At 72.1% G+C, this 13,753-nt stretch carries 21 protein-coding genes; all 21 read right to left on the bottom strand.

The annotated features are described in order from the left end of the window. Positions 1 to 62 precede the first annotated feature (62 nt). The 21 genes from OG542_RS40445 to OG542_RS40345 all read right to left on the bottom strand — a co-directional run bounded on the left by OG542_RS40445 (position 63) and on the right by OG542_RS40345 (position 13,655). On the bottom strand, positions 63 to 320 hold the full coding sequence (locus tag OG542_RS40445) for a hypothetical protein (RefSeq protein WP_328418445.1): 258 nt from the start codon (positions 318 to 320) through the stop codon (positions 63 to 65). After that, positions 317 to 616, bottom strand: a complete 300-nt coding sequence (locus tag OG542_RS40440) for a DUF6247 family protein (RefSeq protein WP_328418443.1) — start codon at positions 614 to 616, stop codon at positions 317 to 319. Before OG542_RS40440 ends, OG542_RS40445 begins: the two co-directional genes overlap by 4 nt. A 380-nt stretch (positions 617 to 996) precedes the next feature. Next, entirely contained in the window at positions 997 to 1,158 is a 162-nt protein-coding gene (locus OG542_RS40435; protein WP_328418441.1) for a pRL2-8, read from the bottom strand. A gap of 28 nt (positions 1,159 to 1,186) precedes the next feature. Further along, positions 1,187 to 1,609, bottom strand: coding sequence for a hypothetical protein (locus OG542_RS40430; protein WP_328418439.1), 423 nt, complete (start codon positions 1,607 to 1,609; stop codon positions 1,187 to 1,189). 5 nt (positions 1,610 to 1,614) lie between these two features. Next, positions 1,615 to 2,493, bottom strand: coding sequence for an AAA family ATPase (locus OG542_RS40425; RefSeq protein ID WP_328418437.1), 879 nt, complete (start codon positions 2,491 to 2,493; stop codon positions 1,615 to 1,617). Positions 2,494 to 2,603: 110 nt separating this feature from the next. Further along, complete coding sequence (locus OG542_RS40420; protein ID WP_328418435.1) at positions 2,604 to 3,266, bottom strand: Lsr2 family DNA-binding protein; 663 nt, start codon at positions 3,264 to 3,266, stop codon at positions 2,604 to 2,606. Further along, positions 3,263 to 3,886 (bottom strand): GGDEF domain-containing protein, encoded by a 624-nt coding sequence (locus OG542_RS40415; protein WP_328418433.1) that lies wholly within the window; start codon positions 3,884 to 3,886, stop codon positions 3,263 to 3,265. The genes OG542_RS40420 and OG542_RS40415 overlap by 4 nt, the downstream gene beginning before the upstream one ends. Next, positions 3,883 to 4,185 carry a WhiB family transcriptional regulator gene (locus tag OG542_RS40410; RefSeq protein WP_328418431.1) on the bottom strand — a complete coding sequence of 101 codons (303 nt, stop codon included), beginning with the start codon at positions 4,183 to 4,185 and terminating at the stop codon, positions 3,883 to 3,885. The genes OG542_RS40415 and OG542_RS40410 overlap by 4 nt, the downstream gene beginning before the upstream one ends. A 90-nt stretch (positions 4,186 to 4,275) precedes the next feature. After that, on the bottom strand, positions 4,276 to 4,497 hold the full coding sequence (locus OG542_RS40405; RefSeq protein WP_328418429.1) for a hypothetical protein: 222 nt from the start codon (positions 4,495 to 4,497) through the stop codon (positions 4,276 to 4,278). 96 nt (positions 4,498 to 4,593) lie between these two features. Continuing rightward, entirely contained in the window at positions 4,594 to 5,241 is a 648-nt protein-coding gene (locus tag OG542_RS40400; RefSeq protein ID WP_328418427.1) for a DUF6919 domain-containing protein, read from the bottom strand. A 97-nt stretch (positions 5,242 to 5,338) separates the two neighbouring features. Continuing rightward, on the bottom strand, positions 5,339 to 5,641 hold the full coding sequence (locus tag OG542_RS40395; RefSeq protein ID WP_328418425.1) for a hypothetical protein: 303 nt from the start codon (positions 5,639 to 5,641) through the stop codon (positions 5,339 to 5,341). A 29-nt stretch (positions 5,642 to 5,670) separates the two neighbouring features. Further along, a complete protein-coding gene (locus OG542_RS40390; RefSeq protein WP_328418423.1) occupies positions 5,671 to 6,318 on the bottom strand; it encodes a hypothetical protein in 648 nt (215 codons plus the stop codon). 20 nt (positions 6,319 to 6,338) lie between these two features. Then, on the bottom strand, positions 6,339 to 6,620 hold the full coding sequence (locus OG542_RS40385; RefSeq protein WP_328418421.1) for a hypothetical protein: 282 nt from the start codon (positions 6,618 to 6,620) through the stop codon (positions 6,339 to 6,341). A 120-nt stretch (positions 6,621 to 6,740) separates the two neighbouring features. After that, on the bottom strand, positions 6,741 to 7,286 hold the full coding sequence (locus tag OG542_RS40380) for a hypothetical protein (RefSeq protein ID WP_328418419.1): 546 nt from the start codon (positions 7,284 to 7,286) through the stop codon (positions 6,741 to 6,743). 124 nt (positions 7,287 to 7,410) lie between these two features. After that, on the bottom strand, positions 7,411 to 7,800 hold the full coding sequence (locus OG542_RS40375; protein ID WP_328418417.1) for a hypothetical protein: 390 nt from the start codon (positions 7,798 to 7,800) through the stop codon (positions 7,411 to 7,413). Positions 7,801 to 7,918: 118 nt separating this feature from the next. After that, on the bottom strand, positions 7,919 to 8,737 hold the full coding sequence (locus tag OG542_RS40370) for a hypothetical protein (RefSeq protein WP_328418415.1): 819 nt from the start codon (positions 8,735 to 8,737) through the stop codon (positions 7,919 to 7,921). Positions 8,738 to 8,942: 205 nt separating this feature from the next. Then, positions 8,943 to 11,321, bottom strand: a complete 2,379-nt coding sequence (locus tag OG542_RS40365; protein WP_328418413.1) for a hypothetical protein — start codon at positions 11,319 to 11,321, stop codon at positions 8,943 to 8,945. Positions 11,322 to 11,477: 156 nt separating this feature from the next. Continuing rightward, positions 11,478 to 12,923 (bottom strand): MFS transporter, encoded by a 1,446-nt coding sequence (locus OG542_RS40360; protein WP_328418411.1) that lies wholly within the window; start codon positions 12,921 to 12,923, stop codon positions 11,478 to 11,480. After that, the gene (locus OG542_RS40355) at positions 12,923 to 13,108 is read right to left on the bottom strand and encodes a hypothetical protein (RefSeq protein ID WP_328418409.1); all 186 of its coding nucleotides are present in this window, start codon (positions 13,106 to 13,108) and stop codon (positions 12,923 to 12,925) included. The genes OG542_RS40360 and OG542_RS40355 overlap by 1 nt, the downstream gene beginning before the upstream one ends. After that, the gene (locus OG542_RS40350; RefSeq protein ID WP_328418407.1) at positions 13,108 to 13,371 is read right to left on the bottom strand and encodes a hypothetical protein; all 264 of its coding nucleotides are present in this window, start codon (positions 13,369 to 13,371) and stop codon (positions 13,108 to 13,110) included. The genes OG542_RS40355 and OG542_RS40350 overlap by 1 nt, the downstream gene beginning before the upstream one ends. After that, a complete protein-coding gene (locus OG542_RS40345) occupies positions 13,368 to 13,655 on the bottom strand; it encodes a hypothetical protein (RefSeq protein WP_328418405.1) in 288 nt (95 codons plus the stop codon). The genes OG542_RS40350 and OG542_RS40345 overlap by 4 nt, the downstream gene beginning before the upstream one ends. Positions 13,656 to 13,753: the final 98 nt, after the last annotated feature.

Genomic DNA, 13,753 nt, shown 5'->3' with positions numbered 1-13,753 from the left:
CGAGTACGAAGAAACCCCCGCCGAGAGACCGGCGGGGGCGTCGCTCGCGGGGCGGGAGAAGGTCATCCGGCCCAGACGATGTCCAGCACATACAGGTACGTGCGCGGCTCGTTGATGAAGTAGACGACGGTCAGCGGGCCGACATCGGCCCGGCGCAGGCTCGGTCCTTCCGAGTCGGTGGGATCCCACTGCGGCCAGCCCCACGGCTGACGCGAGGCGATGTCGAGCACGTCGCGCACCATCTCCTGCACCTCCAGCTGGAGTCCGGCGAGCACGGCGGACGCGTTCGGGGAGAGACGGGCGGGCCAGGCCGGGGTCACCCGCGGGTCCCGAGGACGTCCTCCAGCGGGACGCCGTCGGAGGTGTCCATGCCGCCCGCAAGGAACGCGGCGACGGCCGGGGCGGTGTCCAGGCGGCCGGTCCACTCGCGGATCGTCTCGTGCAGCGGGGTCAGGTCGAACGTCTGCCGGGCCGTTTCCAGGGCGTGCCCCCAGTCCCGCTCGAAGGCGGGCATCCACATCTCGGCGCGGTCGTGTGCAGCGATCCGCCGGCGCAGCTGTGCGGCGGCCGCCGGGGACGGCGGCGGTGCGGGCTGGTGAACGGGCTGAGCGCTCATCGGGCTTGTCCTTCCGTCAGGGTTCGAGTGTGGCGGGCGGCGGCCGGGGAGTCGAGAAAGGCGGCCCAGGCCGGTCACCAGTGGCCTCCCTCGTCGCACACCATCCTGGCGATCCGGTGCCCGGCCTCACGGGAGGGGTTCACGAGGCACGGCGCGGAGCGGCGTTCCTCGAGTACCCCGGGGATGGTCAGCGGCGGAAGACGTTGCCGAGTTCGCCACGCACGAAGGCCCGGACGAGTGTCGGTGCTCATCTACTTCCCCTCGTGGCAGAGCCCGGGGCCGTGGGCCCCGGGCTCATGCTGTCGTGCTGCGGTGAGTGGAGGGTCGATCTGGTCAGCTCACGCAGCGGCCGCCGTCCTTTGCTACGGCCTTCTGCATGGTCAGAACCAGCTCGACTTCTGCTTGGGCACGATGTACGGGCAGCCGTTCTTCATGTGGTCCACGCACGGCCCGCAGTCCTCTCGGGGCTTGAGCTTGCGGTGGATGCTCGGGTCGTAGGCGTGCCGCCAGCACTGCGGGCACTGGCCTGGAGGCGTGTCCATTCCGGTCTCCTCTTCTTCGTGTGTCGGGTCAGCCGTTGCTGCCGGGCCGCCCCGCGGCGGTCCAGGCGGCGTACTCCTGGCGGACGTAGGGGCGCTGGCTGGGGTCGAACTCGATCGAGGTGGGTCCGTGGGGCCCGGCCACCATCTCGGGGTGCTTCCGGTCGAACTGCGTGAGCTTCCACGCGGCCTGTACGGCGGCGCCGCGGGCGCCGGGGCCCGGGTCGTCGACGGCCATGCGGTCCATGAGCGCGGCCCGGCGCAGCAGGTAGACGCGGTCGGCGGCCGCGTCGTCGGCCGCGGGCGGGGCAGTGACGATTCCGGCGCCGCGGCCGTCCCGTTCGGCGCCGAGCGCCAGGACCTGATGCATCTCGCCTCGCAGGGCCGGGGCCGTGGCGTAGGCCTCGTCCGGGGTGGGGGCGTCGAAGCCGTCGCCGGTGTCGGGGTTGGTCATGACGCTCACACCGCCTCCCGCACGCTGGTGCCGGCGGTGCAGCGCTCGCAGCGCACGACGTGCTCGGGGAAGTCGTCGTCATAGACGGCGAGCAGGTCCATGGGGGTGCGCACGGGCACCCAGGCCGGGCCGGAACAGCCGCCCAGGCAGGGCACTTCCGCCTCGAACCCCCAGTCCATGGGGTCGGGGAACCCTGTGCGGTAGGCGAGGGTCAGCCTGTCGCCGCCGGCCGCGATCTCGCCGATCGGGTCGTGCCCCGGGCGCAGCTGCGTCCAGGTGAAGGCGGCGGCCAGGTCCTCGCCGAAGAACTGGTTGGCCAGCACCCGGCGGGCGCGTTCGACGTGGTCGGCGTCGGTCCGCTGGTCGGCATGGAGGCGGTCGACGGTCCGCTGCAGCAGAAGGCGCAGCCGCATCAGCCGGTCGTCGGTGACGACGTGCTCGAAGCCCTCGCCGCGCAGGCCCGGGCGGGCGGCGGCGATCTGCTGGTACTGGCGGCGCACCTCGCCCTCGGGTACGCGACGGTTGTCCGGGCGACGTGCGTTGCGGGCCAGGCACTGCTCCAGCGGCGTGGTCATCACGACGGCGGCCGCTGGCAGATGGTGGGCGTGGGCGGCCTCGATCAGCCGCTTCCTGACGTCGGTGCGGGTATTGGTCGCGTCCACGACGCACGTCAGTCCGCGGGCGAGGCGCCGCTCCAGGACGGCGTCCAGCAGGCTCGCCGCGTCGGCGGTGGCCTCCTGGTCGCCCGCATCGCCGGAGACAGCCCACCGGTAGGAGTCGAGTTCGAGCCGGTAGTCGGCGGGCCAGGTGCGGGTGAGGGTGGACTTGCCGGAGCCGCTCGCGCCGATCATCACGATCACGGACGGTTCGGGGATCGGGTTCATGTCGGGGATCTCTCCTGCGTCTCGGGTTCGGAGGGCCCCGGGGGCGGCCGGTGTGTTCCTGGCCGGGATGGCGGCCGCGCCCCGGGGGTCGTGCGGTTCGTACGGGGCGGTCAGCTGACGGCGGACAGCCGCGGCGCGTTGCGCTGGCGCCAGGCGTCCAGGACCTTCTTCGGGATGCGCGCCCGGTCCGGTACCTCGTGGCCGTTCTCACGGGCCCACGCCCGGACGACGCTGGGCTCGTAGTCCCGCTCCTGCCGCTTTCGCTTGGCGCCGGCGGGCTCGGGCTGGAGCGTGCTCTTGCGGGCGCGCAGTTCGGCGAGGCGTTCCTCCAGCTGGTTCTCCTCGCTGGAGATCTTCTCCAGCTCGGCGTCGATGGTGCGGCGCTCGCTGAGCGCGGCGAGGACGGCGGCGGCCTGCTCGCCGTCGGTGCGGACCTTGGCGTCGGCGTGGGCGGCGGCCCACTGGAGCAGGTCGGCGACCTCGGGCATGGCCTCGGTGATCGGCGCGGGCGCCGGGGCGGACTGTCCGGTGGCCTGCCCGGTGCTGTCGATGATGGCGGTGACCTCTTCCTTGGAGACGTTCAGCTCGGCGGAGATCTTGTCGGGCGTGTAGCCGTCCCGGTGCATGGACCGGACTACCGCGTCGTAGGCGTTCACCTGGGTGTTCTCCTTGCTGCGGGGGTGGATTCGACGGGGTGGAAGCTGGGGGGCGGGCCACCGGACGACGTCGGGCTGGACCTCGTCCAGGAGGCGCCGCAGGGCGGCGATCGTCATGCCGCGAGGCGCAGGCGCTGTGGGAGGCCGCGCAGGACGGCGAACGCCGGGGCCAGCAGCAGGCGGCGGCCGCGGCGGGTGCGGCCCTTGACCCGGTACATGGCCTGGTCGGCTGCCGTGAGCGCGGCCGCCAGGGTCGGCTCGGGGAGGGTGGCGAGCCGGGCGGCGCCGATGGAGGCGCCGACGGTCAGCGTCACGCCCTGGTGCTCGACGGGCTGGCGCAGCAGCTCGGCGAGGTCGGCGAGCCGGTCGTCCAGGCGGGCGTCGTCGACGACTATTGCGACGAACTCGTCGCCCCCGAGCCGTCCGGCCACACCGTGAGCGCCGCACCAGGCGGTCAGCCGCTCGCCCGCGGCCGCCAGAACGGCGTCACCGGCTGCGTGGCCGTGCACATCGTTGACCGGCTTGAAGCCGTCCAGGTCCGCAAGGAGGACCGCGGCCCGGGGGCGGCGGGCGATGATCCGCTCCGCCCGGCGGGTCCAGCCGTCGCGCGTCCACAGCCCGGTCAGCGGGTCGTGGCGTGAGTGGTCCAGACGCCGGTAGAGGCGGCTGGCGTGCAGCGCCCACCCGCCGGCCAGGGCGAGGACGGTGAGGGCCTGGGTGATGACCGGGTTCGTCATGCCGCCCGCCTCATCGCGTTGCGGCGTATGGCGTTGCGCTCGGTGCGGGTCGTGCCGCCCCAGACGCCGTCACCGGCCATGTGCGGGTTGGCCAGGGCCCACGACAGGCAGTCGGCCATGATGGGGCAGGTGCGACAGAAGGCCTTGGCCGGACCGGCGGTCACGCCCTGCTCGGGGAACCAGAAGTCCGGGTCCTGGAGACACGGCTCGTCGCCGGTGATCTCCGGGTACGGCACCGACGGGTCGGCCAGCGGGATCGCGATGACCGGAGTCGGGTTTCCGTTCGTCTTCTGAGCCATGATGGGCAGTGCCCTTTCCTCTGTAGGGGGTTCGGGTGGCCCGGGGCGGGCGCATTGCTTGGTCGTGGTGCCGCCCGCCCCGGGGCGGATCTACAGAACGTCGTCGTGCCAGACGACCTTTATGACGCCGACGTCGGCGACCGCACCGGCGCGGTGCCGGACGGCGGCCTCGGTGTCGACGTCCTCGCGGACCTTCTCGACCACGTCGCCGCGGCAGGGGAAGGCCGACGCCGGATACGTGAACCACTGGACGCCGGTCCGGGGCTGCTCGCCCGGGGTGCGGGTCGGGATCTCAACCGCCCAATGCGCCATGGGGTTCACCTCCTTTTCTGCGTTCCTTCGGAGACCGGGGCTGTCCCGGCTCCCCTTGCCGCCCGGCTCCCCCGGGCCGGGCGGCGCGGGCAGCCGTCAGCGCGGGTCGGACGTGGTGCCGCCGACGGCGGGCACCCGGCTGATGACGGACTCCAGGACCTGCCACACTCGGGCCCCGGCGGCGGCGCCGTACTCGGGGGCGGCGAGGGTGATCCGCACGGAGCGGAAGACGTCGTCCAGGGCGCCGGAGCCGATGCCCAGCCACATGCCGCGCAACTGGGCGCTGTTGATGTAGCCGCCGAAGCCGGTGTGAGGCTCCCCGCCGCGAAGGGTGACGTTGATGCCCCGCTCGCCGGTGTCGAGCGTGTCGGCGACCTCGACGTCCAGGCCCGCCTCGTAGGCGGCGTCGACCAGGTCGCGCAGCAGATTGCGGTTGCGGACGAAGCCCTCGACGGCGGCCTTCTGCTGCCAGATCAGCCCGTCGAACCCGGCCTCGGGGTCGACGCCAGGCTGGGAGGCGATGGTGACGTACCCCGCGCGGTTGGCGGCCGCGAGGGTCGGGATCAGCTCGCGGGTCTCCTCGTCGGGCCCGTGGCCCGGCTGGTAGCCGGGCTGGGAGGCGATCTCGCCCTCCAGCCACAGGGCCATGAGGTCACCGAGGTCGGCGAGGGTCGCGGCGGTCTTCCACCGGCGGTCCAGGCGGCGCTCCAGCAGGCGCTCCAGGAAGGGAAGTCGGATCTTCACGGGGTTCTCCAAACGACCGGACGGACGGGCGGGGTGCGCGGTGGTGCTGGCCAGATCTCCAAGGGCCGCGTGCGGGACGCGGACCAAGGGCTACCGGTCAGCTGACGGGTGCGGCCTCGATGTCGGCGGCCTCGGCGGACGCGGCCGCCTCCGCTTCGGCGTCCGGCTCGGGAAGCTCGTCGACGCCGACGGGGCGCGGGAGGCGCTCTCCCCGGTCGACCAGGGCGGCGTCCAGGTAGCGGGCCGCCTCCTCCTCGGTGACCTCCAGCTGGTACCGGCCGAAGGCCAGCGCCACGAGGTCGGCGGGGGCGGCGGGCTGCTCGAAGGGGCTGACCAGGATGGACGCCAGGCACATGAGGCGCTGGTGCCGCACTCGCTGGCGGTAGTTCTTTCCGAACATGGGCGGGTCCTCCTTCACGAAGCGGCAGGTCAGGCGGTGCGGCGCTCGTCGTCGGTGTCCTTGACGACGTGCAGGGGCGGGAGCTGGCCGGAGGCGCGGAGCATGGCGATCGGGTCCAGCGGGCCGTCGGCGAGGGCGGCGCGGTGCGCGCGGGCCTCCTCGATGGCGGCGGCGGTCGCGGACTGCTCGCGGGCGACCTCGATCCTGGACTTCGCCTCGATATTGGCGATGGTGATGTCCGCACTGCGTTCCACCTGGAGCGCGGCCATCTCGTTGGCGTGCGCGGTGGCCACCCGGCGGTCGTCGCGGCGGGAGCGGGCGATCAGGACACAGGACGCGATGACGGCAACGATCCAGATGATCAGGGCCGGGGCGATCGGGTCGGCGTAGACGCCGACGGACAGGGCGCCGAAGGTCAGCGCCATCGACGAGAAGACGGCGCTGACCGTCTCCTCGTCGTTCTTGGCAGCGAAGTAGCCGGAGGCGGCACCGAAGGCGAGCATGAGCCCGGCGGCGCTGGGCGAGTGCTCAGCGCCCTGGGCGTTCCAGATCCGGGCCAGCGCCAGCAGCGTGCCGGCGGCCGCAGTCGTGCCCACGTAGGCGCGGTGCTCGCTCAGGAAGTCGATCGGGGTCTTCGGGGCGGGCATCTGGCCGGGGGCCGGGATCTGCTCGGGCATCGGGGGCTCCTCGCGGGGGGTCAGTCGGTGGTGTCGGAGGGGGCGGCCGCGGCCCGGGCCTCGGCCTGGGCCCGGTGCTCGATCAGCTGGCGGCGGACGTATTCGCGCTTGTAGCCGATGGCCTCGCAGGCCTCGGTCTGCTTGACCTCGCCGCTGTCGATCGCGGCGGCGACGTCCGCCCAGAAGTCGAACTCGGCGTCCGCCTTGCGCTGGTCGCGGGTCGTCTTCGCGGCCGCCAGGCGCTGCTGGACCTGCTGTACGCGCTTGGTTTCGGCGGTCTTCTCGGCGTCGGACTTGGGCATTTCGTCGGCTCCTTCGGGATGGGGGAGGATGGGTCCTCCTCCTGCTCCGGTCTGGAGCGGGTTCGGAGCCCGGGGCGGCCGGCTGACCTTGGCCGGGATGGCGGCCGCCCCGGGGCGAAGTCACTCGCTGAGGTCGCGGTGCCCCATCGACTCGGCGGCGGCGCGGACCAGGGCAGCGGTGTCGCTGAGCGCGGCCGCCTCCTCCATCTCGCCGTCCTGGGCGTACGCGCCGCGCAGGTGCACGGTCAGCTCGTGCAGTGCGGGCAGGACCTGGCTGGCCTGGAGGGCGAGCCGGATGTCGTCGTAGTCCGCGCCGTTGGTGATGTCCTCGACGGTGTCCCGGAAGGCCGTGGTGGCCTCCCACAGGTCGTCGCCGTCGCGGCTGTCGGGGTCGATCCGGTCCGCGGTGTCGTACGCGAAGCCCTTGACCAGCAGGGCGGCGCCCCACGTGGCCAGGACCAGCAGCATCGCCATGTTGTCGGTGATGGTCAGGACCGGGGCGAACTCGGTGACGTCGTTGACCATCCAGGCGAGGACACCGGCGCCGACGACACCGGCGGCGACGGTCGAGACGTGGTCGCCTACCAGGCGCAGGACGTGGGTGGTGCGGCGCAGGGCCCGCAGGGCGCGGCCGTCGGCGGAGTTGAAGTGCTGGATCGCGGTCATGAGCGGGGTTCCTTCCCGTCGGTGTGCGGCTCCCGGCCGGGCGCCACACTCTTAGGATGCCTACTTTTTGTAGGCCTGTCTAGCATGTGCCCACTATTCGTAGGCGTCTTTTTGTTTCCGCTGGTCAGGCGACCTGCGAGACCGGGACGGCCGGGGTGGGGATCGTGGCGTGCGCGGCGGCCGCGAGGCGGGCGACCAATTCGTGCGCGGTCTCGCCCGCCTCCCGCAGCGCCTCGACCAGGTCGGCGTCGCCCAGCGCCGTGGCGCTGGTGGTCAGGGCGTCCAGGTAGACGGCCGCGTCGTAAATGTCGCCGCGCAGGTCGATCAGGCCGGGCTGGTAGGCGGGGACGCTGGTCAGGCTCGCCGCGCCGGCCAGGTGCTCCGGCATGTTCGCGTCGCGCAGCTGCTCGACCTGCTGGTCGAGCGCCGCGGCGAGTTCCTCGGTGCTCTCGTGCGCCCAGATCTTCCCCATGAGGCGGGCGGCCAGGGCGGTGAGCTTGGAGGGGACGTTCACGGTGACTCCTTCGTCGTCGGGGAATCCGGCCGGGTCGTCCGGGCGTTCCCGCCAATTCCCGAACTCCGGAACTTCCGGAGTTACAGAGTTCGGGAATCAGCGCGAGCGCCGGGGCGGGTCATTTGGTGGTGCTGGTGCGGCGTTCGTCCTTGCCCTGGCGGGCGCGCTCGGCGCGGCGCTCGGCGGCCGCCAGGGCGGCCGCGGCCGGTCCGTCGCACTCGACGCAGGGGACGGAGATCCCGGGGGCGGTGATCCGGCCGGTGTCCTCGCAGACCAGGCACTTCGGCCCCTTCGCGGGGGTCTGGACGCCGTAGGCCTTGCGGTAGGCGGAGACCGGCGGGGTCTTCGGGGGCTTCGACTCCGCCGGGCGCCGGCGGGAGGCCTTGACCGGCTCGACGCCTCCGGCCTGCATGGTCCAGGCCGTCCGCAGCAGGGCGGCTACCGGGCGCATCGCCTCGTTGCGCACCCGCTTGCCGACCTTCTTCTTGACCGAGCGGATCTCGCGGCGGACCTTCGCCTTTGCCTTGCGCTTGCCGTACTTGGCGATCTCGACCGCGCTCTTGCGGAACTCCTCGGCGTAGTCGATCGGCGGGGGCGGCTCCTCGCCGAACCCGGCGTCGATCAGCCATTGCCACTCGATCTCCTGGCGACCGGCCCGGAACCGGCAGTACGCCATCCACTGCAGGAGGTCGACGCGGGGCTCGACCCACACGTGCCCGACCGGGCAGGCGGCCTCCACCACGGCGTCCATGCCGCTCTGGTAGGCCAGCCGCAGCCCGGTGTCGATCCCGCAGAGCGGGCAGGCGATCACGGTCGGAATCCACACGCGGCGCCATGTGTGCTCCGGGTCCTCGACGACGACACGGAAGCGGCGCTCGAACGAGAGGTAGTGGGCGCCTCCGTCGGGATCAAGGGCCCGCCACGGCTTGATCGGCATCAGATCTCCTCCGGGGAACATTCGTGATCTTTCGGGCGTAACAGCGGCGGAACTGGGGGAAACGTGCAGGTCAGAGCCGTGGAACAGCTCAGGAACGGGGTCCGGGAGTGGGGAACATGTTCCGGCTCGGGGCGGGGGTTCCGGCCCTGTTCCGGGCCGGTTCCCCCTCGCTGACCTGCATGTTTCCGGGTGTTCCGGAAGCGGGTCAGCTCCCGTCGGCCTCGCCGATGAGCCTCTTGAGGTCGAGCAGGCGGTAGCCCTTGACCGTGCTCTTGGCGCCCTTGGGCCGGTACGACTCCTTGGTCCACTTCTGGCCGCGCGGGGCCAGGACCTTGTCGAGCACCAGGGCCAGGACCGCGCCCTTGGTCATCGGCTCACCGCCCTCGGGGACGAAGCGGTCCAGGTCCCACGACGTCGGATCGAACCCGTGGAGCTGGTCGAACAGCTCGTCCTCCGTCAGGCCGCTCGGGTTCCCGAGGTCCCCGTAGATCGTGCGGATCGTGCGCAGCAGGACCGGGAGCGGCTCCTCCTCGACCTCGCCGTCGTCCCACGGGTCGCCGCCGCCGGGGTTCGGCAGCACGACGCCGGAGACGAAGGCCTGGGTCCCGGCGTCGAGTTCGCACAGGCCTGCGTCGACGCGCTCCTCGGCCCGCCGGTCGGCCTCCTGGTCACTGGTGATGCAGGCGCGGTAGGGGATCGGCTCGCAGTAGGCGGCGCCGGCCAGCGGGTACACCACGGAGGCGTCGTTGACGTAATCGCCCATCGCCGGGAGCAGCCGGTCCGCCCGCCAGCCCTCCGCCATAGCCCCCTTACCGGCGATCTGAACGATGTCGTCCCTGTCGCAGGCGCCCATCACCTGGACCGGTACCTCCGCGAGCCACGTGTTCTCGCCGATCTTCTCCTTGGTGACGCTGTGGGAGGCAATCACCAGCACGTCGTCGGACTTCGCCGACGTGAGGTGGATCTGCCGGACCAATTCGTCCAGCTTCATCGGCTTTTCCTCGCCCTCCTCACCCTTGGGGAAGGTCTCAGCCTTGGCGGCCGTCACCAGGGCCGGGAATTCGTCGATGACCACGGTGATACCGGGGTATTCGGGGCTGGCCTCCCAGTTCCCGCCGGTCATGCCCGACCGCAGAAAGAGCTTGGGCCGGTTCATTCCGATGGTCAGGGCCCATTCCAGAACGGTGCGCGCCTCGGACGGCGTGCGTGCAACGGCGGCCATGCACTTGGCGTACGGGCCGAATCCCGCACCGTACGAGCCAAGGTCGATTCCCACGATGATGCGGTCGCGGGTCGCGGTCAGAGCGTCCAGGTAGGCCCGCAGCACCGTCGACTTTCCCGAGCGGGGCTTTCCGATGATGCTGACGCTGGTCCGCTTGCCCGGCAGCGCCAGGACCCGGCCGGACATGTCGGCACCGATCTGCGCCTTGTGCAGGTCGTGCGTGCTGATCGACTTCGGCGCCCGGTAGGGCAGCTCCGGCACCGCTTTCCACGGGTCGTCGCCCGGGATGCGCAGCACGCATTCGTTGCGGGCCTGCTTGGACTGCTGCAGAAGCGCCGAATTCGTGCGCACGCCCGGCAGGCAGGCCTCCAGCAGACCCAGGTTCTCCGAGAGCTTCTCCGGAGTCTGGTTCTTGAGCACCAGCTCGACCTCGAAACCCCACTCCCGCGGAAGGACCCGCATGGAGTGGACCGCGACCTTGACCTCCTGGACCAGGGCCTCGTGCAGCATCGCCTCGAACGCCCGCGGCGTCATGCCCAACTCGAACCGGTCCGGCAGACCGGCCTCGGCGCGCTCAAGCTCCTCCAGCTCCTCCGGCGACATGTCCGGCTGGCGGCCGACCCGGGCCAGGACCGCAATGTTGACCAGCACGCCCGCGCCCAGACCGATCAGGCCGTCCAGGAACACGAACCCGGCGACGTCGATGCTGGCCATCGAGCCGTATGCGGCGGCGGCGCGCTGGAGGAACTTGCTGCGGGCCGTGGAGGCCGCCGCGGTGGCCTGGACCAAGGCCATCGACGACTCCTGCTGCGCAACGTCGGCGGCCTTCTTCTTCGCGTCCCGCTGGAGCAGCGCGAACTGGGCCCGGCGGGCCGCCCGCTCTGCCTCCCGCGCGAGCATCTCGGCGCGGCGCTTGGCGGCGTCGGCGTTCTGCCCCTCGACCCCGCGCACCCAGCGCTGGATGCGCACGCCGCCGCGGACCGTGGTGGGCACGATGCCGCGCGGCGTCCACTGCCGCGCCGCCCACCGGCGGACCCGGCGCCGGGCCTGGCGCTGGACGAACGCACGGCGGGCCGTGCGCCCCTCCGGGGTACGAAGCGCCGGGCTGATCCACGGGGCGTCGCCCTCCGGGTCCTCCCCCAGCTCCCACTCCTCGGCGGTGAACACCGTCCCCTCGACCGGCGCGGGCGCGGGCGGCTCGGGCTTGGTCATGTCGACGCGGGCCGCCGGCGCGGGCGCGGGGGCCTCCGGCGCCGGGGTGTCGGAGACCTCGGGCGTGGTGTCGGCGAAGGGCAGTCGGATCACCTTCGCGACCGCCTCGCCGCGGCCGTTCTGCGCCGTCCGCTCGTCGGTCTCGTTCATGCTGGTCTCGCCTCCTCATCTGGGGTGGTGGCGAGACGGGGACGGCCATCGTCTTGGTCGGTGAGGGACCGGCCCCGTCTCGCTCTGTTCAGTTGGTCCGGGACTCTGTGAGCCCGGGAGTCACAGACTTACAGACTCCGGTATTTGCTGTGCGTGTCAGCTGGTCGCGGCCAGGTGCAGGACCGGGTCGCCCTTGTGCTCGCGCTCGGCTTCCTTGATCCGCGCACGGCACCAGGTCTCCCCGCGCAGCACCCGCAGCCGCTGCTCCGGCACCTCCTTCTCGAAGTACCGCTGGACGTCCTTCCAGCCCGTCTCCTGCTCCGCGCGCAGCCGCGCGAGGATCCAGTCGCGGGCCGCCTTCTTCTCGGCCTCGGCCTGCTCCGGGGTGGCCGCGCGGGCGGTCTGCGCGGCGAGCGCGCGGGCCGCGCGGGACTGCTTCGAGCTGTCCTCGTCAGAGCCCTTCTGGCGGCCCCGCGCGGAGGGGGGGTTGTTGGGCTTGACCTGCTCGTTCGCGGCGCGCGTGCGGGACGCTCGCAGGCCCTGCGTGGGCCCCTCAGCGGCGACCTCGGCACCCTTTTTGATCTTCGCAGCGGATACCTTCGCGCGGTCCGCGCGCAGAGCGTTCGAGGGGTCCGCGAGGATCTTCCCGATGGCCTCCGGGTCGATCATCCAGCCCTCGCCGGCGTGCACCTCGCGCACCGGCTCGACGGGCGCGTCGAACATCGCGAGCGACGCCGTGGGCCTCAGTTCGTCGTGCTGCTCGACGAGCCCGGCGACCTTGCCCGCGCGCTTCCCGAACCGCTTGAGGATGCCCTTGGTCACGCCCGGCTCGGCACCGTGCACCTGACGCCATGCCCGGTCCCAGGCGTCCGCCTCCGACAGGGGCGGAACCGTCGCCGTGCGCAGCCACACGGACCGGCGCACGACGCGCCAGTGCTTGATCCGCCGCAGCAGCGCGAGCCGGATCTCCTCCGCGCTGCGGCCGCCGGCCGCGTGGCTCTGGGAGTGCATGTAGATCTCCCAGACCGCCACGCCGAACAGAGAGGACGCGGCGAACACGACCGCGAGCTGAGGCTTGTCCGCGTGGTGCCAGGCGTTCAGCGCGGCCGCGACCGAGGCGAACAGCCAGGTCATCACCGTGTAGAGGCCCGCGGGCTTGTTGTTGGCGACCGCCCACTTGCGCAGCCATGCCATGGCCCACGTCGCACCCTCGATGAAGACGGGCACCATCAGCGCCAGCACCCAGATCACACCGAGGCCGACCACCGCCGAGAACTGCCCGGGGAAGGCGAACGCGATGCTGGTGACGACGACGGTCATCACCCACGGCAGGGGCTGACCGACTGCCGCGGCGAGCCGCTCGTTGCGGGCCTTGCGGGCCGCGGCCCGCTTCTCCCGACGCTTGGCCTTCTCCTCCAGCTTCTTCGTCTTCGCCGCCTGCTTGCGCAGCCGCTTGCGCTCGGCGGCCTTCTCGCGCTCCTCGGCGATCTGGATGTCCGTCAGGGCGTTGGTCTTGCGCCCCTCCGCCTCGGCGTGGGTGGCCGCCGCGCGGGCCGTGACCTTGTCCAGCTGACGGCGGCCCTCGTAGGTCGTCGTCTCCATCAGCGAGTCCTTTCCTGGCCGTGCCCCTGGCGGGCGCGGGTGACGCGGATGATCGGGTCGGAGACGTTGAGGGAGGTCAGGACCTCCCAGGAGTCGAAGTCAGCGCCGGTCCAGTCCGTCATGTCCGCGGACTGCGGGGCGGTCGTGGCCTGGCGGCCGCGCTGCGGGGTGGTCGCGGTCTTCATCACGCCGCCTCCTTGTCCCGGAAGCCGCCCGCCACCGTGCGGAAGGCGGGGGAGGCGAGGACACCCGGCGGGGTGAGGACGGCGTCCAGGGCGATGACCACGAGGGCGATCAGCACCATGCCGACGCGGGCCATGACGCCCAGCTCGATCCCGAACAGCCAGGCGCCGCCGGCCAGCGCGGCGAACAGCCGCACCCGGCCCAGCATCACGGGCAGCAGGGAGAACAGGACGGTCAGGCGGGGGTTGGAGGTCGTGAAGTTCATGCGGCCCGACCACCCTTCGCGGTGCTCAGGGCGGCGGTGCCGCGCCGCGGCAGCGGCACCACGTTCGCCGGCGGGCGGACGCCCAGCACACGGCGCAGGTGGGCGATGTTCTCGCGGTCGATGCTGCTGTTCGGGTCGCTGGTGTCCTCCAGGAACTCCAGGAAGTCGGCCCGCAGCTCGGGGGAGGCGGCGCGGAGGGCAGCGAAGTCGATGCCGAAACCCATGGCGGCCTCGATGTACTCGCTCTCGCTACCGACGATGCGGCCTGCGACGATGGTCCTCATAGGGTCGTGCCTCTCTACTCGGTCGGCCCTTCGCGGGTCCTCTGGCCTGGCTTCCAGGCGTGGCCGGAGGGCCCGTTTTTGGCATGGCGGTGCCCTTG

The sequence above is a fragment of the Streptomyces violaceus genome, from assembly GCF_036014075.1.
Lineage (GTDB): Bacteria > Actinomycetota > Actinomycetes > Streptomycetales > Streptomycetaceae > Streptomyces > Streptomyces violaceus.
This window is presented reverse-complemented; position numbering and strand designations above follow the sequence as displayed.